We start from the raw sequence: 23,832 nt of genomic DNA, 5'->3' as shown, positions 1-23,832 counted from the left end.
TTATGCGTTGCCCTTTTGTTGTGATTCTTCAGCACTTTTTGCTGATAGCACCCGTTTATTACCAAAGTAAAATTCAACTAGGGTCCAAATCAATAGTGCTAAGATAAAGAAGTCTAACGTGTAAGCAATTCCGTTAGCTAAGTGGGTTTGTGCAGTAGTAATCTTATCACCAAAGAATCCAGCAACTGCAGATGGTAGTCCGTTTAGGTTCAAATAAATCAATCCTAAAACTGAAATCCATCCTAAAAACTTAACCCAAAGCGTATTTTTGAATTCATTTCCCATTTGATGCTTATTATCAGTCATTAGAATCAATGGCAACATTGAGAATGGTAATGCTAATGCTAAGAAAATTTGCGAATTTTCCATTAAGTTGTTCAATGCGGTATGTTCCTGTAGTTCTGATTCACCACTGGTAAGTGACACACAGATAAGCACCGGAACCACTGAAATTAAACGGGTAATTAACCGCCGGAGCCATAATGGCATCTTCATGTGAATAAACCCTTCCATGATTACTTGACCAGTTAGGGTTCCAGTAATCGTGGAGTTTTGCCCGGATGCTAACAGTGCAACGGCAAACAAAGTTGATAGAATTCCTGACTTAGCAACACTAATCAAGACTGGGTTACTTAAGGTGGAAGTGTTGTTCAAGGCGTCAAACAATCCGAAGAATGATGAATCCTTAACGGCACCGGTCTTAAATACGGCAACCCCCATGATTAATAGTAATGCGTTAACGAAGAATGCGAAGGTTAATTGGATGTTAGAGTCCCAAGTCGTAAACTTGATTGCTCTTGCAACGTCCTTCTTATCCTTTGGATCATAATCACGAGTTTGTGAGATGGCTGAATGTAAGTAAAGGTTATGCGGCATAACGGTTGCTCCAATAATTCCCAATGCTCCAGCATAAGGAGTTAAGCCATCAGAAGCTTTTCTAGATTGTGAAAGCGTATCAGCAGTTGGAATCAAGCCCTTGAATACGCCACCCCAGTCAGCGTTTGACAATGCCACTTGGTAAGCAAACACAACTAGGATTACTATGATTAAACAAACAACAATTGCTTCAATCTTTCTAAACCCAATCTTAGTAAGTAAAAGTAATAGTAAAACATCAAAAACAGTAATGAACACTGAAACTACCAATGGAATATGGAATAACAGGTTCAATGCAATCGCACCCCCGATAACTTCAGCAATATCGGTTGCCATGATTGCAAACTCAGTCATGATCCATAAAACAATTCCAAGCGATTTGGAGGTTCGGGTTCGGATAGCTTGCGCCAAATCCATTTGCGTTACAATTCCAAGTTTAGCCGCCATGTATTGTAGCAACATCGCAATCAAACTTGAAATCAAGATAATCGACATTAGTAGGTATCCAAAATCTTGACCACCAGTGATTGAGGTCGACCAGTTTCCAGGATCCATGTAACCAACAGCAACTAGTGCTCCTGGTCCGGAATAGGCAAACAACGTCTTCCAGAATCCCCAATCTCTAGGTACTTTAACGGTATGGTTAATTTCCTCCAACGAAGGACCGTTAGCGTAGTGAATCATACTTTGTTTTTCACTCACGTGAAACTCCACCTTTCTGTAAGGTATCATTTTAGGATTGATACAATTTGAAAATATATAAATTTTTCTTAACCAATGAATATTGTACACTAATTTAAGAATTTTTAAAGTCTTTTTTAGGTCAGTCTAAAATTTTAATTTTTTTAGTTAACAATTTCACTAAAACTGATTAACTATTTAAATTTAATTTAATTCAACGTAACTTTTGACATCCTTTTAAATCCCTAATTATAATTAGAAGTAAAGTAATTGAAGGGACTGTTGAAGTTGGAATATCGGATTGAAAAGGATTCACTTGGGGAAGTCAAAGTCCCTAAGGATGCCCTCTGGGGCCCGCAAACTGAACGGAGTCACAATAATTTTAAGATTGGCCAAACCATGCCATTGGCAGTGGTAAATAATCTCTTGCAAATTAAAAAAGCGGCTGCAATCGTAAACCATGAAATTGGTAATTTAAGTGCAGATAAAGCTGCGTTAATCAGTAGCACCGTTGACCAAATCCTAGCAACTGATCACCAATCGGCATTTCCACTGGTTGTTTTTCAAACTGGAAGTGGGACCCAAACTAACATGAACGTCAATGAGGTGATTGCTCACATCGCTAACCAAAGGGCTGGGGCTGCCAGCATTCATCCTAACGACGACGTAAATCAATCACAAAGTTCAAACGATACCTTTCCAACCGCAATGATGATGGCAGCCACCCAAGCCATTGATAAGTTGATTCCAGCAATTGCTTCATTAATTGAAGCCCTTCAGAAAAAGGAAGCTGAGTTTAAAACGGTGGTTAAAATTGGGCGGACCCACCTCCAAGATGCCACCCCAATTACGTTTGGTCAGGAAATTAGCGGTTGGGTCAGCGCACTAAAACACGATCTCGACTACCTCAAAACTAACCGGGCAACCCTTTTGGAACTACCAATTGGTGCCACCGCGGTCGGCACCGGACTCAACACGCCGAACGGATTTGACCAGGCGATGGTGGCACAACTAAGCAAGCAAACCCAGCTTCAATTCACAGTCGCCCCTAATAAATTTCAGGGATTAGCTAATCATTCTGGAATTACAATGGTGCATGGAATCCTAAAGACGCTTGCAACCGACCTAATTAAGATTGGTAACGACGTCCGGTTCCTTGCTAGTGGTCCTAGGGCTGGTTATGATGAACTGAACATCCCTAGTAATGAACCCGGTTCATCAATCATGCCCGGCAAGGTTAACCCTACCCAAGTAGAGGCGCTCACCATGGTCAGTGCCCAGGTGATTGGCCACGACACAACGATTAACATCGCTAACAGTCAGGGAAACTTCGAAATGAACGTTTACAAACCCATTATTATTTACGACTTCTTAGATAGTAGTAACCTATTAACGGAGGCAATCGAATCGTTCAACCATCATCTTGTCCAGGGGCTAACGGTGAACCAATCTAGAATGACCGAATTACTGGATAATTCATTGATGTTAGTGACCGCCCTTAGTCCCCATATCGGCTACGAACGAAGTGCAAAGATTGCTCAAAAGGCTCAACATGATGGTTCAACCCTCAAGGCTGCCGCCCTCGCAAGTGGAGTCACCGAGGCAGAATTTAACCAGTGGGTCAATGCGCGTGCAATGACTAACATTGATAGAAAATAATAAGGAAATGTGGTATTAAGATTGAAATACTTTGCCGGTAAAAATCAAGAACACCGCGCTAAAAAGATTGAAGCTAAGGATCGAATTCAAAGCTTTTTATGGGCTGCCCTCGTCACTGGAATCGTCTTTTTATGGCGCTATATTGAATAGTTCAACCAAAGTAAGCATCCAAAATGACTGGATGCTTACTTTTTCTTAATAATTTTCAGAAAAAATAAAACTATTACCAACAAGTTACAATCTGGTTGAAAAACGATTGCAGGCGTTTTTTAGCTGGATATTAATGGTAAACTACTCTATAGGAATTAAAATAATATGGAGTGAGAGTAATAATGAAAAAGTTAAAAATGTTTTGCAGCTTGGTCGTAGTTTTAGGGCTCGCCATTGTTGCACCGTTCTTTACAACTACCGCTAACGCGGCTAAACCGGTATATGACCTATCTGAATGGCAAGGAAACATTACAGATAGTCAGGCAAAAAAACTAAAGTCTGAAGCAGAGTTTCTAATCCTGCGGGTTCAATACGGGTCTAGTTATAAAGATCGCGTATTCCAAAACAATGTAAGGATTCTTTCTAAATATGGCGTTAAGTATGGAGTTTATAGTTACAGTCTTTATAAAAACGCTAGTGGCGCCGCAAATGAAGCTTCCACGTTAATTAAAGCAGCACCCAAGGCATTATTCTACGTTAACGATGCCGAATCAAATAACGTTACCTCAGGTAGTTTAAACGGTGCCACCGTTGCCTGGGCTAATCGTGCCCGGCAGCTAACTAGTCGGCCAATTGTTCTTTACAGTTATCAATCATTCATGGGTAACTTCACCACTGCTAAGAGTGCCTATGATGCAATTTGGTTAGCTAGCTACACTTCAGTTAAGCCAAGCACAAATTACAGCTATGCATTGTGGCAATATACTGACAAGTATTATAGTGCCGCCCTCGGTAAGCGGGTTGATGCTAGCAAGTTAACCGGCACCAAGTCACTCTCATTCTGGTTAGGCGGTAGCACCACTTCTAGTACCGCTGGTGAATCGACTTCTACTAAGCAGGTCAGCACATCAGTTGACAAATCAGTTAAAAATCCACACGTGGTTAGATTAAATAATGCTCAATAATTAATAAACGGATGCTAATGATAATTGGCGTCCGTTTTTAGTTTACAAAAAAATGAGACTGAATCAATCAGTCTCATTTTTAAATTGGCATTTTAATTATGGTCTTGAGTACCCAACGATTGTCCACCAAGGAGCATCAATTTTTTCGGTTACCACACCGTTATTCTGAGCATCGATCATTTCACCATTTCCAATGTAGAAACCAACATGTGAAATTGAGGTTGCGTCATCTCCAAAGTATACCAAATCGCCCTTTTTAAGATTACTCCGGAGAACCGGGGTCGTGGTGTTATATTGACCTTGGGCAGTCCGAGCAAGGGTTACGTGTGCTTGTTCGTATATGTACTGGGTAAATCCTGAACAATCGAATGAAGTTGGTCCAACTGCACCATAAACATATGGTGAGCCTAGCTTTGATTCAGCAACTTTATAAGCTCGACTAACTGCTTTTTTACTTGCAGCGTTTGCCGATGATTCATGACTGGCATTAAATCCTGTAAAAATAGTTACGGACGCCAGTGGAACTAAGATTAATTTTACTAGCTTTTTATAGTTCAATCTATTCATCCCCAAATAAATGATATTATTATTAATTAATTTTTATTATTTTTAACTGGTTTCATTATAGGAAAGAAATAATACTAAAATAAAACAGAACTATTACAAGCTAATTGCATATTTGTTACATTAATGTAACAAAACCATTTTATGAAACAAAACCCCCATTAACGTATCATTAATGGGGGTTTTGAGGATTTAGAGACTATTTATTTGAATCAATTTCTTCCGCATCAATATCCCTACGCTCAGGTTGGTTTGGGATAATAAGTGCTGCAATAATGTAGAGTACTAAGCCGGGCATTCCAAAACTAAAAATGGTCAAAGCGGAGTAGATCAAGCGAGTCCAGGTCTTATCCCAATCAAAGTAATCAGCAATTCCTCCTAGTACCCCTGCAAAGATTCGATTATTGGATCGATATAACTTCTTATTCATTTTTTACCCCCTCATTTAATTAAAACTATAATAATACTAATTGAAGCTAATGTGTTGTTTAACATATGAAAGAAAATATTGGCCTTCAACGTCCCTGTTTTACGATAAATAAACACCATTCCAGCACCCATTCCACCGTAAACTAAAAATAAAAATGGGTTACTAAAAGCATGTGCAGAGGCGAACGCCGCCCCACTTACCAACATTGGCCAAATTAGTTTTGCGTTTGGAAATAATCCATCAACAATCATTCCACGAAAAACAAGTTCTTCCAAAATTGGTGATAGAAATATTATCCCAACCATCATAACACATAGAACCAACGAGTTTGATGATAATAAACTCTGAATCGCAACGTTATTACTGGATTGGGACTGATGAAAAATAACCGTCGATAATCCTACCATCGCCGTGCTAAAGAAATAATACAGCACGTATACCCCAATGGCAACTACGATGTCATTCCCGGTCAGTTTGCCCAGCGGCTTTGGATGGTACTTTTTATAAAAGTGCCATGCCGCACCAATCAAAAGCGCGTAACTAGCAAAATATATTAGAATCAACAATCCTTGTTGTATTGGATGGTGAGCCTTAGCCAGGAAAATAACCGGAAGTTGAACAAATTCAATTAGAATTACCAAAATAACAATGTTTAAAATCCGGTTGAAATATTTCAAACCACTTTTAAATCGCGTTTTAAAACTTAAATTATTTTTCATCTAAAAACTCCTTATATGACTATTATAATTGCCATTAATATCATAGTCGTTCCCATTATCGGACGCAATATTTTAGTAACCCGCTAGGATCAAATAAATTTAGAATGGTTAGCAGCAAAGCAGCACTACCAATCATTGCCATAATAAAATTAACAGCCACCCCGCAACCAGAGTGACTGTGTTCAATCCTATTTAAACGGGTTAAAGAAACGACTGCCATCAATGTGGAAAAACCAGCCGCCAATAATAACGATTACGATTGTTGCAACCCAGACTAAGTCATCGTTTTTAGTCATCGGGCGTTGCATATACCAACTCCGCTTTTTATTTCTTCCGAAACGGCGGAGTTCCATCGCCTGACTGATCGTATCAATCTTAGCAATACTAGTGAAAATCAACGGCATAATAATGTGCACTGCTCCCGTTAGTCGGGCCATCAACTTGCCCTTCTTGGAAATTTCATATCCCCGTGCTTGTTGCGCCCGACTGATTTCTTGGTAGTCGTTTTGCACGTCCGGAATATACCGTAACGCCAGTGATACCGAATAGCTGATTCGATAGGAAACCCCCAGCCGGTTTAAACTAGCTGCAAATTCACTCGGGTTAGTGGTGATTAAGAAGATTAGCGCTAGTGGCACGGTTACAAAGTACTTCAGTGCCAGGTTAATCTCATAGAATAGTTGTTCTTGGGTTAATGCATAAAAACCACTCCCAAAGATTACGTGCTTGGTCCCGTAAATAGCCACCCCATTTTCTGGTGAGAAGATATAAATCATCACTAAGTTCAGGAGTGAGAACGCAACAATTAGCTTCACCACCAGGCGAATTTGGGCCCATTTAATGTGTGATTGCTGCAATAGGACCAATGATAGCACCAATACCAAGCAGATAAAGCGGGTGTCATAACTGACCATTGCAATAATTGAAACCAATAGGAAGAAAAAGAGTTTACTGCTTCCGCTTAACCGGTGGATCCAGGTGTTTTGATGGTCATAACCAAACAGATTGTTATTCATGGCTAGCACCCCCTAATTCAGATTCGATTACCAGATCCGTAAAGGTCTGCGGATTTAAATTAAAGCGGGTCGCCAGTTGATATAGGCTGGTTGGTCTTAGATCAGCCTGTTGGCAAAGATCAGTATCAGATAGGACCGCCACTGGATTCGTATCTGCCAATATTCCTTGATTCCCGAGTACGACCGTTCGATTAGCATACTCTAGCATTAAGTGCATATCATGGGTAATGGTAATTAAAGTGGTTCCCTGCCGGTTAAGTTGGGTCAAGAACTGCATCATTTCAGTGTAATGCCGGAAATCCTGTCCGGCGGTGGGTTCATCTAAGATAATAACTGCAGGTTCTAAAATAAGAATACTTGCAATTGTTACCCGTTTCTTCTGTCCAAAGCTAAGTGCTGCGATTGGCCAATTCCGGTATGGATACAGCCCACAAATTTTTAAAATGGCGTTTACCCGGGACTCAATTTCTGCATCACTCACCCCACGCAGTTTTAGGCCCAGTCCTACCTCAGCTTTCACCAAGACCTGACTGATCATCTTATCGGGATCCTGCATTACATACCCGATGTGGTCAGCACGCTCCTTAATCGAATCGTTCATCAATGGTTGCCCATTCAAACTAATCTGACCACGATTGGGCGTCAAAAATCCGGTAATCAGCTTACTAAGCGTTGACTTCCCAATTCCATTCTGGCCCACCAGCGCCAAGTGGTCCCCCTGATTAATGGTTAAGTTTAAGTCCTTAAACAGTGGCTGTTGGTCGGCAAATCCAAACTTAAGATTTTGAATTGACAACAGTGGTTGGCTCGCAGCATGCGGCTGCTTTGGATCACCAGTAGCCAGTTTTGCTAATTGCTGTTCAAGGTGCGGTGCTGCGAGTTGCTCCACATCATCCAAATGCGTTACCTGGTTTAAATCAACGTTGGCGGCCTTCAAAGCCTCAATGTACAGTGGTTCGCGAAGCCCCAATTTCTGCATTACATCACTTTTCAGAATTGCATCCGGGGTATCGTTGGCAACGATTTGCCCATCGTTCAACACAATTAAGCGGTCCACGGACTGGGTGAGCACTTCTTCTAAACGGTGTTCAATGATTACAACCGTCATTTTAAATTCTGAGTGCAGTTGGTCAATTAACTTAATCGTTTGGTAACCAGTCGCCGGATCCAACGCTGCTAATGGTTCATCAAAGAGCATGATGTCGCCCTCATCAATCAATACGTCACCCATCGCAACCCGTTGCTTTTGGCCACCGGAAAGACTTTGGGGGGCTTGGGTCAGATGGTCCTTTAAATTTAGGTAGTCCGCCCATTGGTTTACCCGCTGATGCATTTCGGGAACCGGCGTATCATCGTTTTCCATCCCGAACGCCATGTCTTCAGCCATCGTTAGCCCCACGAACTGGTCATTCGCATTTTGCAGCACCGTCCCGACCTTAAGTGAAAGGTCGAAGACACTCGATTGAGCAACGTTGATTCCGTCTACGGTAACGGTCCCGGTTAAATCCCCCCGGTAGTTATGTGGAATAATGCCGTTAATTAAGTTTCCTAAAGTTGATTTACCAGAGCCGGAAGGCCCCACGATTAATACCTTTTCGCCGGCGTTAATCGTCAGATTAATATCCCTTAGAGTGGGCTCTGCTTGGCTATAGTATTGGAAACTAACGTGGTCAAACTTAATTCCAGATTGTTCACTCATCGTTAATCCTCCTTTCGTAAGCTGCCCTTTTTAAGCTTGGTTGCAGCATATGAAGCAAGCAGGATTGTTCCAATTACCCCGGTGGATAAACTATTGGTGATGGTGGAAACAAATCCCTGTAAGAACACCTTATTAGCTGGTTCAGCGTAAATTAAAATATCACCCATCGGCGCAATCAACGACCACGCAATCAGGTTGATCAAGACTTGCCAGACGTTATAAAGTACCATCTTTTTGGTGGTGAACATGCCGTCTTCAATTCCAAGGTGGTTATGTAGGACCCCCATTCCGAGGCCCACAAATCCGGTCGAAATGACCCAGCTCCACCATGGCATTCCGTACATTGTGAAGTCGGTCAGTGCATGGCCTAAAAAGCCCATGAATAGTCCAGCAATCGGCCCAAAAAGGACCGCAGCAAACCCTAAAAAGCCGTATGATGTATCAATATTGGTGTTAGGGACTCCACTTGGAATTGAGACCCACCGCTTCAATAAAAAGACAATCGCAGTTCCGATTCCAATCGCAACCACCGTTCGAATGCTTAAGTGTTTTCTATTCATTTTATCCCCCATCGCAATTAGAAAAACCCGCTCCTTTGATTTAAGAAGCGGGTCGCTCTAACTATCAAGTCTTTAAGAAAGTTTTAATATAATGATAGCTAGTTACTATTTAAAAGTCAATTTAGGATTAATGGTGGTTTTGCTTCCGCTTTTGAATCAGGCGGTTAATATCACTGGCATCGCGAGAATAGATTTTGTATTGCACGATTACGATGAATGCATAAATAATCGTAACCATAATAAAGTACGAAAACCAATTATCAATCCAGTGGTTGTACAATCCAGTTACAATCACTAAAAAGCTGGTGCCCAGGTAATGAATAATTAATTTAACTAGGTATGGGCGGTGGCTATACCGAAAAATCATTGAGATTTCACCAATCAAGAAACTCATCAATAAATTACTTAGTACCTCTGACCGGGTAATAACGAATTGCCGGTAAGCAGTTATAGACAGTAAAAAAACGAATGAACCAATGCACATCCCAATCAATCCAAATCGAACGCAATCTTTGATTATTTTTTTCACATTCGCAACCTCGCTTTCAACTCTGGTAGGTACTTTCGACTGACGTTCAATTTTATCTCATGGTCTAAAAATGCAGTCATGTTACCGGAAAAGCCTGCCTCTAGGGAATTTAAATGGTCAATGTTGATTGCGGTTCCACGGGCAATTTGGATAAATCGATCGTCGTTGATCTTGGCTAGAATCCTTTTCAACTGACCATGAAATGAGTAGTCATGGCTCAAAGTTGCAATCGTTAAATCGCTACCGAAAACTTCAATTGAAACAATGTCGTTTAAATTCACCATTTCGACCCGGTCGTCAATCGATAATGGTAGCACCGAGGCCGAATGGGTCTCTAGCTGGGCAAGCCGATTGATCAATGCAACCACGTCAGGCGTTAACTGGTTAGCGCTTACTAATAATTTAATTTCATCTGGTGATAATTGATCATCTTGATGAAAATCAACGTGCATGGCCCGCCACTTCTTTCGTTCTGAGATAGTTTGCTAATAATAACAATACAATAAATATTAATAAGAAACCACCTAAAACGAGAAAAATGTCTGTCATCGTTAGTTGAGTACTGCCAACTTTCAAATCGATGCCAAGCGCTAATCTAAAGCTCTTTAGCTCAGAAGTTGGGAGGTGCTTGAATGAATCATGAAGTTGTTGTTTCATTACAACGTCCCGAAACGCTGCTGAAACGTAAGGGGCGGGTGTAAACTTCATAATCGTTTGGGCAACGCTAGGCATGGTGCTGATTGGAACGTACACACCAGCCATAAAACCAGAAACCGTCCCAATGATTGAAGAGATGGTCGAAACTGATTGTTGTCTATTGATAAACGAGTAAATCAAAAGGTTAAGGGCGGTCCAAACCAAACTACTGAAAACAGCAATTCCTAAGATTGCGGCACTTTGGTCCCAGGCAATGCTAACCCCATCCGCAATTTGAAAGTAAAAGCTCATGATTAAAAAGGCAATGATTTGGTTTAGGGTCCCAATTAGAACCGCGCCCACTAGGTAACCAGTTTGAATTTGTAGCGTTGATAAATCAGTCATTTCAAGGTCATTCAAGCGGTGTTGTTCACGGTCAATCACCATTTGACTGATTGCCGCTCCAATTGAGGTCAATCCGGTTACTGATAGCGTCCCACCAATCAACCACGGATCAAGTAGTTTGCCCGCACCAGGAACCGCTCGCCAACCTTGTTGCATGCTATTTTTCAAAAATAGTAGGTACAATACAAATGAGATTAAAGCTGCAAAGACGGAGAAGAACACCACGCTCCGGTTGGCAAAATAAATTGATAGGTTTCGTTTAATTAAGTTAATCATTAGCGAATCTCCTTTCCAGTCAAAGCAACAAAGATATCATTCATGTCGCCCCGTTTGAGCTCCATTTCTTGAATGAACGGCTGCGCTGCATTCAAGAATTGAATCGTCGCATTCACATCTGGGACCATTATTTTAACCTTGTTTGCTTCGGCGGTCGTCGGCCAATCCTTGTTAACCAGCGCCTTCACCTTTGCAACATCACCAGTCGTAATTGTTAAAACGTCCTTAGCGTACTTGGCCTTAAGGTCATCCACGGTGGCATTAGCAATGATTTCCCCGTGGTCAATTACGTAGACGTAATCAGCAATATTAGCCTCTTCCAGGTAGTGGGTGGTTAAAATAATCGTAAGTTGGTATTCAGCTCTGAGTTGGTTCAAAACTGCCCAAATCTTATTTCGAGTTTGAATATCCAATCCAGTTGATGGTTCATCTAAAAATAATAACCGGGGTTTATGTAACAAGGCGCGTGTGATATCAACCCGCCGGCGTTGCCCACCCGAAAGCGAACCGTACTTTTGCTTAGCAATCGAAGTAATATCAAACGCTTGCATTAGCCGGTTAATAAAATCATAATCAACGTTTTTGTACATTCCCGCCCGCCACATCAAGTTTTGCTTAACGGTCAGGTCGCGGTCTAAAACGCTATCCTGGAATACAACCCCAATTTGGTGCCGGTATTCGTGGTTACTGGGCTTCAGCCCGTCCATGCTAATCGTCCCTGACTTAGGCCTGGTAATTCCAGTCAGCATGTTGATCGTGGTGGATTTCCCCGCTCCGTTTGGACCTAAAAATGCAACTAATTGACCAGTTTCGATGGTCAAGTTAATGTGGTTAACGGCAATTTTACTGCCGTAACGCTGGGTTAAATCACTTACTTGTAATAGTGCCATTGTGCAATCCCTCATTTCGATTTATTGTGGTTATTATAGCTTTTAAATCAGTATTTAAGGGGGCATTCATAATAAGTGGTTCAAATTAGCAAATAAGTGGTTCCAAGGGGCAAATAAAAAAGCGGCGACTGCCAAATTCGGCTTCTGTCTCCACTTTCATTCGATTAATATTCAATTATTTCGTTGCCCCATATACTTCCTTCGCAATTCCAAATGCTGACCATGCTTTTGGCCAACCAACGTAAAAGGAGAGGTGGGTAATCATTTCATAAATTTCAGATTGGGTAATTCCGTTTTGCTTTCCAATCGTCATGTGCGCCTTTAACTGGGCGAAGTTGCCACCAGAAATCAACGCGGAAATGGTAATCATGCTCCGGTCATGGGCGGATAGCTTATCGGTCCGCGACCAGACTTCCCCGAATAAAACATCATCGTTCAGTTCAGCAAACTTAGGCGCAAAGTCCCCTAAATTATCGTGTCCAGCGGTTTGTTTAGCCATTATGCATTCTCCTTTCCCTGCTTAAATGCAGTTGCGAATTCTTCATCTGAAACGGGTTCGAGCCATTCAGGAGTTCCAGTGGTAATTGCCACGTGGGCAAACCAACTATCAGGAGTTGCACCGTGCCAGTGTTTTACCCCATCATGGGTTACGACCACGTCACCTGGGTGCAAAAGTTGGGCGGGCTTGCCAGCTTCTTGATATAATCCTTCGCCACCGGTCACTAACAAGATTTGGTAACCATCATGATGGATGTGCCAGTTGTTTCGACAACCTGGTTCAAAGGTAACATTTCCAACTCCAACGTTGACTTCCTTTTCAGGACTAACCAATCCGTTCAAATAGCTTTGACCAGTAAAGTACTTTGCGTATGCATCGTTCTTGGCCCCTAATCCAAATAGGCCACCGTTTTGTTTAACATCTTCATTTTTTGCCATCATTAAACATCTCCCTAATTATTAAAGCGTTGTAAGTAGTGTTCAAAATCTTCTGAGACCGTATGATTGAGCTTGCCGTCATACCAATCAATCTTATGGGATAAAACAGTTAAATTGGCCTGCATTTCACGGATTTGAGCCAGACTCCGTTCCTTTACCGTTGCCAAAAGTTTCCGGCGTTGGGCAATCGTACCATCGCCTTGCGCCCGGAGTTGAACGTAGTGCTTAATCTCTTCCATTGACATCCCAGTTCCCTTAAGGTGCAGTAAAAAGCCAATCCACTTAATATCTTGATCGGTATAGTAGCGCCGGTCATTTCCATCCCGGCTCGGAATAATCAAACCCTCTTTTTCGTAGTATCTCAGAGTATAGGTGGTTAACCCCACCAAGCTAGCGAATTCGCCAATTGAGTATTTTTGCATCGATGAACTTCCTTTAATCAATTGATTAACTATAATTTACTCCTTAGAGTTAACTTTAAGTCAAGGAATAATTCAACTTTTAGGGTAACATGCCTTCGCTTCCCGGTTGATTGATCCCAACACTAGCCCGATTATCAAGATCTTGATCGTTAAATAATTTCATAATGTAATCAGCAATTACTTAATAACAATACTGTATTCCTTATAGTTAACTAGAGGTCAAACCATTTGCATTTATCATTTTGAAATGGCGCGCAACAAAACAGCCCTCTTCATATGAAGGGGGCTGTTAATTAATCGTTTCGTTCGTAGAGGTAGTACTTTAAGCGGTACTGTTGAACGGACGAAGTATACTTTAATACGGTTGCTGTATCCACTAGGTGGTAGTGGCGTTTGAGCGTCTTATTCTGCAGTTTCTTTAACGACCGGCGTGTTGCAATCCCAGGTTGATCAGGGGGCAACGAAATCGTTAAAACAAATTTGTTCTTTAATGATTTTAATTGCTTTGCCTGGGATTTCTTCATCGGCGGATAGGTTAAGTTATTTTGAACGAAGTACTTATTGTTAGGCAACGTTCCCAGCACGGTGTACAAGCTAACGTCAATCGTCCGGTACGCCAGTAGCGAACGGTCGTTACTTCGGTTGATTATCCGTGCAAACCGGGTTTGGTATGGCTCGGTTTCACGATGACTCACGCTATAAATTTCGTTATGTGGAAAAAAGCTAGAGTAGCGATAATTCTGATTCGTAGCAACGATGCCCCAAAGTGAAATTACGACTAATAAGCAGATTAAAAATGGGTTTTCGACTGCTAACTTGGGCAGCCCGGTTTGGAGGATAAAACCCACCAGAGCCAAAATGAAAATGCCAAATACTGATATCAAAGTGTAATAATAGGTCGCAGTAACCTTCACGGTAATAATGGATAGCGCCTCTAAAATCAGACTCACCATTAAAATAACCTTCACGGACCATTTAATCCGGGGGACTAGCATAATTGAAGCTAGCGTCACAACAATCATAATTTCAACCCACAGCGCAACAATATCCGTTTGCGGAAGTTTGATCAACTGGGTTAAGTCAAAATTACTGTGTTGGTAGTACTTAACGTTAAACCAGAAGTAGACCTTCAACATCACTGCGAGACTATGGTGGGCATGGTAGAGCATTAACGTAGGGGCCGTAACTAAAACAAACCCAAGCAGGCCCCAACCCACTAACTTAAACAAGTCCCTAAAGCGTTTTTGGAATAGGTAGATGATGCTTAATCCGAGTCCAATTCCAAACCAGGGGAAGAGGAAGGTGTACTTAATCCAAAATGCAATTCCCACGAAAATCCCCTGAAACAGCAGGGTCCACCACGAGAAGTGCAAATCCTGGTGTTTAATCAACTGGTAAATCATCAGCAGTAAGAATGGAATGACGATGCTTTCCGGCGTGTCTCCATGTTGAAAGAAATACTCATTAAACATTAGTGGAATGATGAATAATGCCAGTGGATAAGCTAACCGCCTGCGCATGAATAGCCTCAGGATAAAGTAACTAATGGTTAAGTCAAAAAACAGCAGCAGCGATTCTAAAATATAGATCAAGATAAACGAATGGTAGCTCACCAACGCTGCTAGTGAGTATAGCAGGTAAATCAGTGGACCCCGGTTATCAAATAAATTTTGATACGGCATCAAGCCGTGCAAGAAACCCTTTCCCACGGTCATCATAATGTTCGCATCTGGGGAAGGATTCACCGCGTATAACGGTGAAGAAGTAGAAAGGAATAACATCACTAGAAAGCTTAACAACAGCGTTCCAATGATTGTTGGCCAGTGTAGCCGTCTTTTTTGTTGTTTCATTAGTATAGCGCTCCAAATTTTAATATCAATTCTATTATAATCTAAAAGAAGCTGGATTGTCTTTACTTTAATGGAGATGGTCTTATAATTAATTGAGAATACATACATTGAAGGGGATTATTAAAATGAGAATCGGAATTACAGCAGATGTTAATATGGGGCAAAGCGACACTTTTAGAATGACCAGAGCACACATTGCGCAACGGACGTTGGTGAACGCCTTGATACATAACGGGATTACCCCGATTGTATTTCCAGTTGCTAAGCCAGAAATGGCTGCGGAACTACTGGAAGCGGTGGATGGCGTTATTTTTACTGGGGGGCCAGACGTTGCACCAATTTTTTATGATGAAGAGCCAACCGTTAATACTGGTATATCATACCTGCCCCGTGATTATTTTGAACTTCAATTAGTGAAAGATGCTGTCAAGATGCATAAACCGATCCTGGCAATTTGTCGGGGGCTCCAGGTAGTAAACGTCGCCTTAGGTGGAACGTTGTATCAGGACTTAAATAGTCAGTTCAAGGCGACCGAACAGCCGTTGATTCAACATACCCAACGGGCGAAGGTATTCATGCCCACCCATCATGTTGCCGTTGATAAAGATAGTGCGATGGGCAAAAGTGTTGGCGTGCACCCATTAGTGAACTCCATTCATCACCAAGCTGCTAAAAAAGTTGCCCCATTGTTACACGTTACCGCTACTGCTCCGGATGGGGTTATCGAGGGCTTAGAAAATGCCGATACATCAATTCAATGTGTTCAGTGGCATCCTGAAAACATCTGGAAACACATGCCAGAAGAAAATCAATTGTTTGTGGACTTTTTCGAACGCGCCCGTAAAATGAGTCGTTAATTTTGAAGCAATTCATGACTAACTGTCCGGTTTCCCAATATTGGTCAATGATTCATTGATATAATATACACTTTCTTGTATAATTTGCTCTTGTAATATATAAGGAGTGTTACCCATTATTCAACCCGATAAAGATGTCGAAACATACCAAAATAAACACATTAAAAGAATTAAGGCCCTCCAAATTGGATATTATCTAATTGCAATATGGATTATTCCTAGTTACATGGAGTTTCTCCATGTAGGTGGAATGCGGCTGCCGATAATATCAGTAATTCTATCTGTTCTACTGGCTACCTTTGCAACTACCCACAGACAATACCTAACTAAGGCCGGGGAACGGGTATCCGGAACATTTATCTTTACATGGATCATTACTTGTATTATTAACCTAATCATTAAGTTATTAACTGATATCCTGTTATACGATGTCAGCACTCAGAACCTAGACTTTCAAATTGGTTCATTAATTGGCCTTGGCTTTTTCACCATTGTGATTTCATATGCTATTGCAATTCTAATTTTTTATGAACCCAACCACTTAAAAAGATAACCGTCAATATTGACTAATTCGAATATTAATAGTATGATAATATCAGAAAGACAAACATATGTTCGTTTAGATAAATAAAAAAGGTGATTTCCCTCCCCCAAGGAAAATCACCTTTTTTATTATTTAATTGCACTCACATCTACTTTTAAAGCCACGTAGCCAAATTTAAATTTAAGTTCGGGATCAGCAATGTACACCTGAAATCCTGTTTTTTTACTGAATTCCACTGCATACTTATGGATTTGACGTTTAGTATTAACCATTAAAATACTGCCATTCCCGTCCTTGCTAATCAAGCGTGCAACTTCATTACAAATCGCTTGTCTTTTTTTATGACTATTAACCGTTAGTTCAGTTTGTTTAGAATAACTCCCAGTAATCACATCAAAGCTGTCATTTGGGAATGGAAGGCTTCTGATGTCACCACGCATAACATTGACCCGACTACCGACCCCACGCTTATAAACGTTATTTCTAGCGTGGTTCCCACTTGTCTGGTATTGATCTTCAATTCCAGTAATCTGGCCATTCAATGCTGCCCTAGCAAGTCTAACGGTTGAATAACCAGTTCCAACACTCAAATCTAATCCGCGTCGAACTTGTAATAACGCCTGATCAGTTAATAAACTGTTAATAATTTGAAACTTTCGAATCGTTTTAAATACCGTTAGAATGGTAATTAATAAAAATAATCCAGAAAGCCACCAGAGGTGCTTAAAGTCAACAGCTGCTATCACCACTGCAGAAACAATTCCGATGTAGAACCAATACTGGTCATCTACCCCGTACCTCAATAAATTCGTTATCATTCTTAATCACTCTCGTTTATAATTTTATAAACTTATCATACCAAATTATTTACAATTGCACCAAAAAAGCCACTGTAAAAGTGGCTTTTAAATTAAATATTAAATTATTTAACACTGGCTAAATCTGATTGAGCAAGCCATTTGTGGTTCTTATACACGGTACTACTATTGGTAGCTTTAAAGGTTACCATGTAAGCAGGACCCTTTTTAATTGAAACAATTTTACCCTTAGCACCCTTCATGCCGGTCATGTGATCGGCTTCAACGGTAATTTTTGAACCAACCTTAAGTTGGCCCTTTTTAGAAGCCTTAATCTCTTTAGAGACCACGTACTTGTGATTCTTAACTTCCTTCCCACCATTGGTAGGAGTGTAATCAATAGTGTAAAGATCAGTATTGTATGCCCCCACAACCGTAGCAATTGCACCCTTCATTCCTGACATGTGATTTGCTAGAATTTTTACCTTAGTGCCCTTCATGTACTTGGCATTCTTAGCCATCATAAGTCCCTTAGGAGCCTTGCCACCATTGGTCTTCATCATCATTCCGCCCATATCCATGCTACTCATGTTGCTCATACTGCTAGAGCTATCCATGCTCATTTTAGATGAAGAATTCATTGACATTGAGGAACTCATCGACATTGAAGAAGTCGTCTTCTTAGCTCCGTTGCTCATTGCATTAACTCCGACTGGAACCACCAGTAAAGCTGCAACTGCAGCTGCAGCAATTCCAAGAATCATTTTATTATTTTTCATTGAAACCCACTCCCATAAATGATTAATTTAATTTATGTTTACCATTGTAGACCAATCAACGTGAACTTGCAAATAGGTTGTACACAAACAATTTAAAATAGTCCCCCTTAGACGTGAGGTAGTATCCATGTTAGAATGAACAGGCAACACAAAAAAATGGAGGTATTTATATGAACTACAAAAATATGTTAGTGGCACTAGCCGCTACTGTAACACTAGGAGTTACCCCTGCATTATCAAGCGTAAACGCGAATGCAGCAAGTACTACCAAGACTACTACTAGTACTAAGACACCCAAGAAGACCCCTAAGGCATCATCCAGTTACTGGACGAAAAACCAAGCCTACGTTTCAATTGTTAAAGATACTAAGGTAAATAAAGCTAGTATCAAGACTGTTAATAAGCAAAACACGCTTGTTATGTCAAAGAGTACCAAAACACTAAAGAAGGGTACCAAGATTTATGCTAGAAAGAATAATGGCGCTTGGATTCTATACACCATTAATAGTAAAAATAAGGTATCTTACTACGTAACTACCAATTCTAAGCTAGTTAACTCCACTAGCTGGTTAAAGCTAGTTCCAACAACTACTGATAACACTACGAATAATAGTAGTAACAATAATAATACAACTAGCAATAAGAAAGTTGTTACTGTCAAGGGTGCTTATAAGACTGCAGATACCGACTATTACCAAGGCACTGACTACGGAACTGCTTTCTTCTCACCAGACTCAAAAGCATATTCAGCAAACGGAGCTACGCTAAACCCTGGTGATAAGGCTCAAGTTAAGGTTGTAACTACTGGATCATCAGCATCTTACCAACTTGAACTAGGTGGTCAAACGGTAACGGTACCACAATCAGATACATTCAAGTTTACTAACATTAACGTATTCCCTAGCCAGTCTAGTTCATCTAGTTCTAGCACCTCTTACCCAGTATACGTTTCAACTTACTCACCAGATTCTTCTGATGCCGTTGTTTCAAAATCATTTAAACTTCAAAATGGTACTAGATGGGTAACTATTGATAGCCTTTCATCATCCAGTCCTAAGACTATCCACATTTACATTTACAATTCTAGCACTAGCAGTTGGGACCAAACTTCAATCAACTCTAGTAACCAATTGGTTTATGATTACCAATAAAATTAATAAAGCGCTGATGGCATCGCCATCAACGCTTTTTTTGTTTATTCAGATTCTTTAATCGCTGCTTCAATATCATCCTTCGAAAAGTCATGGTTTTTGAATTCAGCATTATTAGTTGGTAGTGATTGATCTAAATTATCAAAAACTTGTAATTCAACATCACCAGTAAAACCAGTAAAGTCCAAAATGTGACCACCTTGAGAATGGTCGTCAGCTAGGAAATGACTGTGGAAGCCACCCACTGCTGCCCCGTTAAATAGTTGCGGAGCGTAGTATGCGATTACAGTCCCACTCTTATCTTCACCATCAAACACGTGTTGCTTACTTGCACATTGGGCAAGCGTTGGGTATGGCTTACTTTGCTTATAAACAGAACGGGTCTTCATTGTTTTGAACGTTCCATGAAGTTTAACTGAGAAGAAAACGTTTTCCAATCCCCCAGCACTAAGAATGGTCTCGGGGAATTTAGCAAAGTCTAAGTCAGAAAGTTGCTTAAATGGCTTATAATCAGCGAAATGCAGGTTTCCGAATGGTAACGTAAAGCTACTATCTAGTTCATTAACGTTTCCAGACCCATCAATTTGGTAAGGCGTCCCATCGACAACGATTAATTCACCATCAAGGCCTTCACCGGTTCCAATCCCGGTGTCGCCATGTTTCATAAAATCATCCATTTTAATGGTTCCATCGAATAATCCAGGAACTAGAAGGGCTAACGTCCCATGTTGAAATAAAGTTTTGGTGTCTTTCATTCTTAATCCTCCTAATTTAAACGCCTATAAACAAAGGCTGTTCTTTTATTGTTTCATAAATTACAGTAAGATACAAAAATTTAAACCATCAGCAATAAAAAACACCGCTCAATGGCGGTGTTTTTTAGTCCTAAACAATCCGTCTCACAACGTGATTGAATCGTCTTGACCAATGTGGATCTTGTAAACTAGAAATACCAACTCCGTGGGTATCAGTAGATGGAGAATCATTTAAGAATAATCCCCGTCCTAGATAAATTCCAACGTGACAAAAAGCCCCTTCCTTCTTATCGTTAAAGAAGAAAATATCCCCACGTTTCATAGCCTTATAGTTGACCGAGCGGCCTTGGCTAGCCAATGTATATGTCGTTGTTGATCCAACTGGACCAACGTAAACGCCAGCCTTGGCATAAATGTACCTAATAAATGATGAACAGTCGAAGCGCCGCGCAGCAATACTAGCGGCAGTTCTTCCGCCCCCCCATGAATATGGCGACTTTCCAATTAGTGCTTCGCCAGCTTTAATTGCTTTTTCAATTTTAGCATTCCCACTGCTTAAGCCACTAAGGTTAAATTCCATGTATTTACCATCAATATAGTAATTAGTTCCATCCTTGGTTACACGGAAATAACCTTCTTTTTTATTAGTGTATTTACGGTAATTAACGGTTAACCACTGATCAGTTAGGCCAAGGCTACTTGCGGTTCCTAGCTTTTCAGCCCCGTTAGTTTTGGCTGGTGCAGAATAAACGGGAGCAGCAGCATTCGTAACCTTCATTTTTTCGTTCATACTACCCTGTTCTTTAACGTATTCTTTCGCTTTATTAACCGCGTTAGACTTATAGGTCGTTTTTTGAACATTTTGGCTAGTAATTTCACTTAGCTTATACGACTTAGAGTAGGTAACGTTTGCACTCGCTTTTTGAGTCGTAGCACTGGTAGCAGTATCTTGCTGACTACTATTAGCTGAAGAACTGGCTTTTTGAGTCGTAGCACTTGCGGTCGTACTATTTGCAAGTGAATTTTCATTAACGGTTGAAAAATTACTCGAACCGCTAGTAGCTACGCTAGAACTACTACTTGCAGAACTATTAGCTTGAGAAGCACTAGTCTGTAAATTATTGGCGGCACTGGTGGTATCAGCTAACGCATGGGTCCCATCCACAGCCATCGCCCCCATCAAAGCTAGGGTTGTAATTGATAACGTGCAGAACGCACGTTTAAGTTTATAATTCAAAATAATGATCACTCCTGTAATTATCGAACATATAATGTAAATATTATATAATGCACAATATAATCTAATAAAGCTTAATTTTACAATGTAATCAGAATGTAACATCTATAATTAAAAGCGTTAATTATCATCAACCAAAAAACTAGCTTGGAAATATTCGGCTCCAATCAGTGTAAGTGAAAAAATGATTACACTAAAATAAGCCTTGACATTCATTTCTAACCATATTATTATATAAACATAAATTAAACGAGATAAGGAGGCGTAACCATGTTAAAGGCAAATATGATGTCAGCATTTTCATCATCAAATAATAATACCAATTCAAATTACAATAATAATAATCGAAATAATAATTGTAATTCGTATGGGTATTTCTTTAGCGTGGTAGCCGCCTAAAAATAACTTGTATCCATACTCAAGTAATCGAAAGTGTGGATACCCTTTTAAATTCTGTAATACCAAAAGGACCCGCATTTCAGCTTACTTAAAGAATGCGAGTCCTTTTCTTTATATCAAATTTATTGCCCCGTAGTTCAATGGTAGAATACCGCACTGTTAATGCGTAGGTTGTTGGTTCGAGTCCAACCGGGGCAGTCGCTCTTCCCCACCTGGGAAGGCAATTAATTTAATATTTCTTTTTGCCCCGTAGTTCAATGGTAGAATACCGCACTGTTAATGCGTAGGTTGTTGGTTCGAGTCCAACCGGGGCAGTCGCTCTTCCCCACCTGGGAAGGCAATTAATTTAATACCTCTTTTTGCCCCGTAGTTCAATGGTAGAATACCGCACTGTTAATGCGTAGGTTGTTGGTTCGAGTCCAACCGGGGCAGTCGCCCTTCCCACCTGGGAAGGCAATTAATTTAATACCTCTTTTTGCCCCGTAGTTCAATGGTAGAATACCGCACTGTTAATGCGTAGGTTGTTGGTTCGAGTCCAACCGGGGCAGTCGCCCTTCCCACCTGGGAAGGCAATTAATTTAATATTTCTTTTTGCCCCGTAGTTCAATGGTAGAATACCGCACTGTTAATGCGTAGGTTGTTGGTTCGAGTCCAACCGGGGCAGTCGCCCTTCCCACCTGGGAAGGCAATTAATTTAATATCTTTCTTTTTGCCCCGTAGTTCAATGGTAGAATACCGCACTGTTAATGCGTAGGTTGTTGGTTCGAGTCCAACCGGGGCAGTAAAAAATCCCATGCTATTGATCTCAGGCATGGGATTTTTGTTTGCGATTGTTTATTTAATTGCGTTCAAAGCATGGGTAAAACAGTTTAAAGAGCAGTTGATTTCAGCCTTAATGATTGAGTAGTTGTAATCAACGTCCTTTTCTGTAATCTGATCCAATGGGGTTTCATTAAGGAAATTAACGAAACGGTCAATATCCTTAATTACATTACTTTTTTCATTCGTTCCATCTAAGGCGTTAATGATGTGTGAACGAGTTCTCCGTAATGAAGTTAATACTTCTGCTTGTCTTAATTGATCCATTATAAAATCCCCTTTCATAACTATCCTTGTTACATTATAAATAGATATGAAGATTTATCAATTAATTAGCACACAAACTATTTTAGAAGAATTTGATTCCCTTATCCCAAAGATTTTCCAAACATTCAGTCAGGTAGTTATTATCATGTTCTGGATAAATAGGCTTAGTTAACGGAATTGCTTTTAAATCTACATATGGATCACAATTACTCCCCCGATAATTAGGATCAAACCATCGTTTGTCCGGATAATAATCACGGGAAAGCATTTCCTTCATTACCAATTCATGAAACTGGAATAACTTATATGGAGAATAATTAAAAACGTAGTCCACAGTAGCGTGCTTCTTCCCCCAGCCATTTCCGCGAAGTGCACAGAGTTCACGGTGCTGGCCAAGTAGCTGTTGACGAGGTAACTTATGAATTAGATTTTGATGCCATAGTCTCATTGGGATAACTCCTTAATTCTTGAATAATTCTTGATGATAGTAGATACGGATCCTGATACTTATCAGTCATGGTTACTAAAAAGGGGCCTAACAAATCATTAGTCGGAGTCAGCTGCTCAAGTAACTGCAGATACTGTTTCCGTTCTGATTGTGAAGCCACCCGCTTAAAGTAACCCCAAATATGCTGATAAGCAGTAGTTAACGTTGCTCGAGTGGGCTGTTGGTCAACTAAGGACGCTAATAGCTGCTGATACTCAGCCTGACTTTCATCCGTCCACTCATTATTGCGGGCTAACTCGCGGATGCGATTATAGGCATGCTGCGAACGAGCCATTACCCAGTATTTATTATGGGCCCATTCACTTTGCCATTGTTTCATGTGAAACACCCTTTCAATTTAAATCGGTAAAAAAATAACAGGTAATAGTGACTTAACACCGTTTACCTGTTATAACCCTTAGCCGATATTATCGATTCGTTTGTTACTATCTCTATCATAACTGATTTTATTAAAAT

At 40.5% G+C, this 23,832-nt stretch carries 29 protein-coding genes and 6 tRNA genes; 13 read left to right on the top strand and 22 right to left on the bottom strand.

What is annotated here, in order from left to right; genetic code table 11:
- Window positions 1-1,608 (bottom strand): Nramp family divalent metal transporter, encoded by a 1,608-nt coding sequence (locus HZL42_RS01755; protein WP_370629277.1) that lies wholly within the window; start codon window positions 1,606-1,608, stop codon window positions 1-3.
- Between the two features lie 228 nt (window positions 1,609-1,836).
- Between HZL42_RS01755 and HZL42_RS01750 the strand changes: the two genes are divergently transcribed.
- The 3 genes from HZL42_RS01750 (at window position 1,837) to HZL42_RS01745 (ending at window position 4,331) form a co-directional block, all read left to right on the top strand.
- Entirely contained in the window at window positions 1,837-3,216 is a 1,380-nt protein-coding gene (locus HZL42_RS01750; RefSeq protein WP_219282828.1) for a class II fumarate hydratase, read from the top strand.
- Between the two features lie 21 nt (window positions 3,217-3,237).
- Window positions 3,238-3,366 carry a hypothetical protein gene (locus tag HZL42_RS08945; RefSeq protein ID WP_255552527.1) on the top strand — a complete coding sequence of 43 codons (129 nt, stop codon included), beginning with the start codon at window positions 3,238-3,240 and terminating at the stop codon, window positions 3,364-3,366.
- 182 nt (window positions 3,367-3,548) lie between these two features.
- The gene (locus HZL42_RS01745) at window positions 3,549-4,331 is read left to right on the top strand and encodes a GH25 family lysozyme (protein WP_219053993.1); all 783 of its coding nucleotides are present in this window, start codon (window positions 3,549-3,551) and stop codon (window positions 4,329-4,331) included.
- 96 nt (window positions 4,332-4,427) lie between these two features.
- Here the strand turns inward: HZL42_RS01745 and HZL42_RS01740 are convergent, their stop codons facing one another.
- From HZL42_RS01740 to HZL42_RS01675, 14 genes are all read right to left on the bottom strand, one after another.
- A complete protein-coding gene (locus HZL42_RS01740) occupies window positions 4,428-4,898 on the bottom strand; it encodes an NlpC/P60 family protein (RefSeq protein ID WP_219053992.1) in 471 nt (156 codons plus the stop codon).
- A gap of 196 nt (window positions 4,899-5,094) precedes the next feature.
- Window positions 5,095-5,325 (bottom strand): PspC domain-containing protein, encoded by a 231-nt coding sequence (locus HZL42_RS01735; RefSeq protein WP_219053991.1) that lies wholly within the window; start codon window positions 5,323-5,325, stop codon window positions 5,095-5,097.
- An 11-nt stretch (window positions 5,326-5,336) separates the two neighbouring features.
- Complete coding sequence (locus tag HZL42_RS01730) at window positions 5,337-6,044, bottom strand: CPBP family intramembrane glutamic endopeptidase (RefSeq protein ID WP_219053990.1); 708 nt, start codon at window positions 6,042-6,044, stop codon at window positions 5,337-5,339.
- A 188-nt stretch (window positions 6,045-6,232) separates the two neighbouring features.
- Window positions 6,233-7,060 carry an energy-coupling factor transporter transmembrane protein EcfT gene (locus HZL42_RS01725; protein WP_219053989.1) on the bottom strand — a complete coding sequence of 276 codons (828 nt, stop codon included), beginning with the start codon at window positions 7,058-7,060 and terminating at the stop codon, window positions 6,233-6,235.
- Entirely contained in the window at window positions 7,053-8,759 is a 1,707-nt protein-coding gene (locus HZL42_RS01720) for an ABC transporter ATP-binding protein (protein WP_219053988.1), read from the bottom strand. Before HZL42_RS01720 ends, HZL42_RS01725 begins: the two co-directional genes overlap by 8 nt.
- Before the next feature lie 2 nt (window positions 8,760-8,761).
- Window positions 8,762-9,319, bottom strand: a complete 558-nt coding sequence (locus HZL42_RS01715; protein ID WP_219053987.1) for an ECF-type riboflavin transporter substrate-binding protein — start codon at window positions 9,317-9,319, stop codon at window positions 8,762-8,764.
- A 127-nt stretch (window positions 9,320-9,446) separates the two neighbouring features.
- Window positions 9,447-9,848 carry a DUF3021 domain-containing protein gene (locus HZL42_RS01710; RefSeq protein ID WP_219053986.1) on the bottom strand — a complete coding sequence of 134 codons (402 nt, stop codon included), beginning with the start codon at window positions 9,846-9,848 and terminating at the stop codon, window positions 9,447-9,449.
- A complete protein-coding gene (locus tag HZL42_RS01705) occupies window positions 9,845-10,300 on the bottom strand; it encodes a LytTR family DNA-binding domain-containing protein (protein WP_219053985.1) in 456 nt (151 codons plus the stop codon). Before HZL42_RS01705 ends, HZL42_RS01710 begins: the two co-directional genes overlap by 4 nt.
- Window positions 10,290-11,165 (bottom strand): ABC transporter permease, encoded by an 876-nt coding sequence (locus tag HZL42_RS01700; protein WP_219053984.1) that lies wholly within the window; start codon window positions 11,163-11,165, stop codon window positions 10,290-10,292. The genes HZL42_RS01705 and HZL42_RS01700 overlap by 11 nt, the downstream gene beginning before the upstream one ends.
- Window positions 11,165-12,055 carry an ABC transporter ATP-binding protein gene (locus HZL42_RS01695; RefSeq protein WP_219053983.1) on the bottom strand — a complete coding sequence of 297 codons (891 nt, stop codon included), beginning with the start codon at window positions 12,053-12,055 and terminating at the stop codon, window positions 11,165-11,167. Before HZL42_RS01695 ends, HZL42_RS01700 begins: the two co-directional genes overlap by 1 nt.
- A 175-nt stretch (window positions 12,056-12,230) precedes the next feature.
- Window positions 12,231-12,557, bottom strand: coding sequence for a carboxymuconolactone decarboxylase family protein (locus HZL42_RS01690; protein ID WP_219282827.1), 327 nt, complete (start codon window positions 12,555-12,557; stop codon window positions 12,231-12,233).
- On the bottom strand, window positions 12,554-12,991 hold the full coding sequence (locus HZL42_RS01685; RefSeq protein WP_219053982.1) for a cupin domain-containing protein: 438 nt from the start codon (window positions 12,989-12,991) through the stop codon (window positions 12,554-12,556). The genes HZL42_RS01690 and HZL42_RS01685 overlap by 4 nt, the downstream gene beginning before the upstream one ends.
- A 14-nt stretch (window positions 12,992-13,005) precedes the next feature.
- Window positions 13,006-13,413, bottom strand: coding sequence for a MerR family transcriptional regulator (locus HZL42_RS01680; RefSeq protein WP_219053981.1), 408 nt, complete (start codon window positions 13,411-13,413; stop codon window positions 13,006-13,008).
- A gap of 293 nt (window positions 13,414-13,706) precedes the next feature.
- Window positions 13,707-15,263, bottom strand: a complete 1,557-nt coding sequence (locus HZL42_RS01675) for a glycosyltransferase family 39 protein (protein WP_219053980.1) — start codon at window positions 15,261-15,263, stop codon at window positions 13,707-13,709.
- A 125-nt stretch (window positions 15,264-15,388) separates the two neighbouring features.
- Here HZL42_RS01675 and HZL42_RS01670 point away from each other — a divergent pair, with 125 nt between their 5' ends.
- A complete protein-coding gene (locus tag HZL42_RS01670; RefSeq protein WP_219053979.1) occupies window positions 15,389-16,120 on the top strand; it encodes a gamma-glutamyl-gamma-aminobutyrate hydrolase family protein in 732 nt (243 codons plus the stop codon).
- A gap of 106 nt (window positions 16,121-16,226) precedes the next feature.
- Window positions 16,227-16,673: a hypothetical protein gene (locus HZL42_RS01665; RefSeq protein WP_219053978.1), complete on the top strand. Its 447-nt coding sequence runs from the start codon at window positions 16,227-16,229 to the stop codon at window positions 16,671-16,673.
- Between the two features lie 119 nt (window positions 16,674-16,792).
- Here HZL42_RS01665 and HZL42_RS01660 read toward each other — a convergent pair whose 3' ends face one another.
- Together HZL42_RS01660 and HZL42_RS01655 are read right to left on the bottom strand one after the other, a co-directional pair.
- Window positions 16,793-17,482, bottom strand: a complete 690-nt coding sequence (locus HZL42_RS01660) for a class I SAM-dependent methyltransferase (RefSeq protein ID WP_219053977.1) — start codon at window positions 17,480-17,482, stop codon at window positions 16,793-16,795.
- A gap of 104 nt (window positions 17,483-17,586) precedes the next feature.
- Entirely contained in the window at window positions 17,587-18,240 is a 654-nt protein-coding gene (locus tag HZL42_RS01655; protein ID WP_255552524.1) for a YdhK family protein, read from the bottom strand.
- A gap of 170 nt (window positions 18,241-18,410) precedes the next feature.
- On the opposite strand from HZL42_RS01655, the gene HZL42_RS01650 reads away from it, so the two are divergent.
- Window positions 18,411-19,391, top strand: coding sequence for a hypothetical protein (locus tag HZL42_RS01650; protein ID WP_219053976.1), 981 nt, complete (start codon window positions 18,411-18,413; stop codon window positions 19,389-19,391).
- Window positions 19,392-19,435: 44 nt separating this feature from the next.
- Here the strand turns inward: HZL42_RS01650 and budA are convergent, their stop codons facing one another.
- Both budA and HZL42_RS01640 read right to left on the bottom strand, forming a co-directional pair.
- Window positions 19,436-20,146: an acetolactate decarboxylase gene (gene budA, locus HZL42_RS01645; RefSeq protein WP_219053975.1), complete on the bottom strand. Its 711-nt coding sequence runs from the start codon at window positions 20,144-20,146 to the stop codon at window positions 19,436-19,438.
- A gap of 130 nt (window positions 20,147-20,276) precedes the next feature.
- Window positions 20,277-21,383 carry a C40 family peptidase gene (locus tag HZL42_RS01640; RefSeq protein WP_219053974.1) on the bottom strand — a complete coding sequence of 369 codons (1,107 nt, stop codon included), beginning with the start codon at window positions 21,381-21,383 and terminating at the stop codon, window positions 20,277-20,279.
- Between the two features lie 270 nt (window positions 21,384-21,653).
- On the opposite strand from HZL42_RS01640, the gene HZL42_RS08940 reads away from it, so the two are divergent.
- The 7 genes from HZL42_RS08940 (at window position 21,654) to HZL42_RS01610 (ending at window position 22,564) form a co-directional block, all read left to right on the top strand.
- Complete coding sequence (locus HZL42_RS08940) at window positions 21,654-21,782, top strand: hypothetical protein (RefSeq protein ID WP_255552523.1); 129 nt, start codon at window positions 21,654-21,656, stop codon at window positions 21,780-21,782.
- 126 nt (window positions 21,783-21,908) lie between these two features.
- Window positions 21,909-21,980 (top strand) — tRNA-Asn (locus HZL42_RS01635).
- A gap of 45 nt (window positions 21,981-22,025) precedes the next feature.
- Window positions 22,026-22,097 (top strand) — tRNA-Asn (locus HZL42_RS01630).
- Between the two features lie 45 nt (window positions 22,098-22,142).
- A tRNA-Asn gene (locus tag HZL42_RS01625) sits at window positions 22,143-22,214 on the top strand.
- Between the two features lie 44 nt (window positions 22,215-22,258).
- Window positions 22,259-22,330, top strand: a tRNA-Asn gene (locus tag HZL42_RS01620).
- 44 nt (window positions 22,331-22,374) lie between these two features.
- Window positions 22,375-22,446, top strand: a tRNA-Asn gene (locus tag HZL42_RS01615).
- A 46-nt stretch (window positions 22,447-22,492) separates the two neighbouring features.
- Window positions 22,493-22,564 (top strand) — tRNA-Asn (locus HZL42_RS01610).
- Between the two features lie 52 nt (window positions 22,565-22,616).
- Here HZL42_RS01610 and HZL42_RS01605 read toward each other — a convergent pair.
- The 3 genes from HZL42_RS01605 to HZL42_RS01595 form a co-directional block, all read right to left on the bottom strand.
- Window positions 22,617-22,868, bottom strand: coding sequence for a hypothetical protein (locus HZL42_RS01605; protein WP_219053973.1), 252 nt, complete (start codon window positions 22,866-22,868; stop codon window positions 22,617-22,619).
- A gap of 82 nt (window positions 22,869-22,950) precedes the next feature.
- Entirely contained in the window at window positions 22,951-23,316 is a 366-nt protein-coding gene (locus tag HZL42_RS01600; protein ID WP_219053972.1) for a TIGR02328 family protein, read from the bottom strand.
- The gene (locus HZL42_RS01595) at window positions 23,285-23,695 is read right to left on the bottom strand and encodes a YbgA family protein (protein WP_219053971.1); all 411 of its coding nucleotides are present in this window, start codon (window positions 23,693-23,695) and stop codon (window positions 23,285-23,287) included. Before HZL42_RS01595 ends, HZL42_RS01600 begins: the two co-directional genes overlap by 32 nt.
- Window positions 23,696-23,832: the final 137 nt, after the last annotated feature.

Origin of the sequence: Lactobacillus sp. Sy-1 (genome assembly GCF_019303535.1) — a bacterium.
Classification (GTDB): domain Bacteria; phylum Bacillota; class Bacilli; order Lactobacillales; family Lactobacillaceae; genus Nicoliella.
This window is presented reverse-complemented; position numbering and strand designations above follow the sequence as displayed.

Coding starts and splice junctions, on each gene's coding strand:
- HZL42_RS01755 (WP_370629277.1), bottom strand. CDS start 1,608: ATGATACCTTACAGAAAGGTGGAGTTTCACGTGAGTGAAAAACAAAGT.
- HZL42_RS01745 (WP_219053993.1), top strand. CDS start 3,549: ATGAAAAAGTTAAAAATGTTTTGCAGCTTGGTCGTAGTTTTAGGGCTC.
- HZL42_RS01740 (WP_219053992.1), bottom strand. CDS start 4,898: ATGAATAGATTGAACTATAAAAAGCTAGTAAAATTAATCTTAGTTCCA.
- HZL42_RS01735 (WP_219053991.1), bottom strand. CDS start 5,325: ATGAATAAGAAGTTATATCGATCCAATAATCGAATCTTTGCAGGGGTA.
- HZL42_RS01730 (WP_219053990.1), bottom strand. CDS start 6,044: ATGAAAAATAATTTAAGTTTTAAAACGCGATTTAAAAGTGGTTTGAAA.
- HZL42_RS01725 (WP_219053989.1), bottom strand. CDS start 7,060: ATGAATAACAATCTGTTTGGTTATGACCATCAAAACACCTGGATCCAC.
- HZL42_RS01720 (WP_219053988.1), bottom strand. CDS start 8,759: ATGAGTGAACAATCTGGAATTAAGTTTGACCACGTTAGTTTCCAATAC.
- HZL42_RS01715 (WP_219053987.1), bottom strand. CDS start 9,319: ATGAATAGAAAACACTTAAGCATTCGAACGGTGGTTGCGATTGGAATC.
- HZL42_RS01705 (WP_219053985.1), bottom strand. CDS start 10,300: ATGCACGTTGATTTTCATCAAGATGATCAATTATCACCAGATGAAATT.
- HZL42_RS01700 (WP_219053984.1), bottom strand. CDS start 11,165: ATGATTAACTTAATTAAACGAAACCTATCAATTTATTTTGCCAACCGG.
- HZL42_RS01695 (WP_219053983.1), bottom strand. CDS start 12,055: ATGGCACTATTACAAGTAAGTGATTTAACCCAGCGTTACGGCAGTAAA.
- HZL42_RS01685 (WP_219053982.1), bottom strand. CDS start 12,991: ATGGCAAAAAATGAAGATGTTAAACAAAACGGTGGCCTATTTGGATTA.
- HZL42_RS01680 (WP_219053981.1), bottom strand. CDS start 13,413: ATGCAAAAATACTCAATTGGCGAATTCGCTAGCTTGGTGGGGTTAACC.
- HZL42_RS01675 (WP_219053980.1), bottom strand. CDS start 15,263: ATGAAACAACAAAAAAGACGGCTACACTGGCCAACAATCATTGGAACG.
- HZL42_RS01670 (WP_219053979.1), top strand. CDS start 15,389: ATGAGAATCGGAATTACAGCAGATGTTAATATGGGGCAAAGCGACACT.
- HZL42_RS01660 (WP_219053977.1), bottom strand. CDS start 17,482: ATGATAACGAATTTATTGAGGTACGGGGTAGATGACCAGTATTGGTTC.
- HZL42_RS01655 (WP_255552524.1), bottom strand. CDS start 18,240: ATGAAAAATAATAAAATGATTCTTGGAATTGCTGCAGCTGCAGTTGCA.
- HZL42_RS01650 (WP_219053976.1), top strand. CDS start 18,411: ATGAACTACAAAAATATGTTAGTGGCACTAGCCGCTACTGTAACACTA.
- budA (WP_219053975.1), bottom strand. CDS start 20,146: ATGAAAGACACCAAAACTTTATTTCAACATGGGACGTTAGCCCTTCTA.
- HZL42_RS08940 (WP_255552523.1), top strand. CDS start 21,654: ATGTTAAAGGCAAATATGATGTCAGCATTTTCATCATCAAATAATAAT.
- HZL42_RS01605 (WP_219053973.1), bottom strand. CDS start 22,868: ATGGATCAATTAAGACAAGCAGAAGTATTAACTTCATTACGGAGAACT.
- HZL42_RS01600 (WP_219053972.1), bottom strand. CDS start 23,316: ATGAGACTATGGCATCAAAATCTAATTCATAAGTTACCTCGTCAACAG.
- HZL42_RS01595 (WP_219053971.1), bottom strand. CDS start 23,695: ATGAAACAATGGCAAAGTGAATGGGCCCATAATAAATACTGGGTAATG.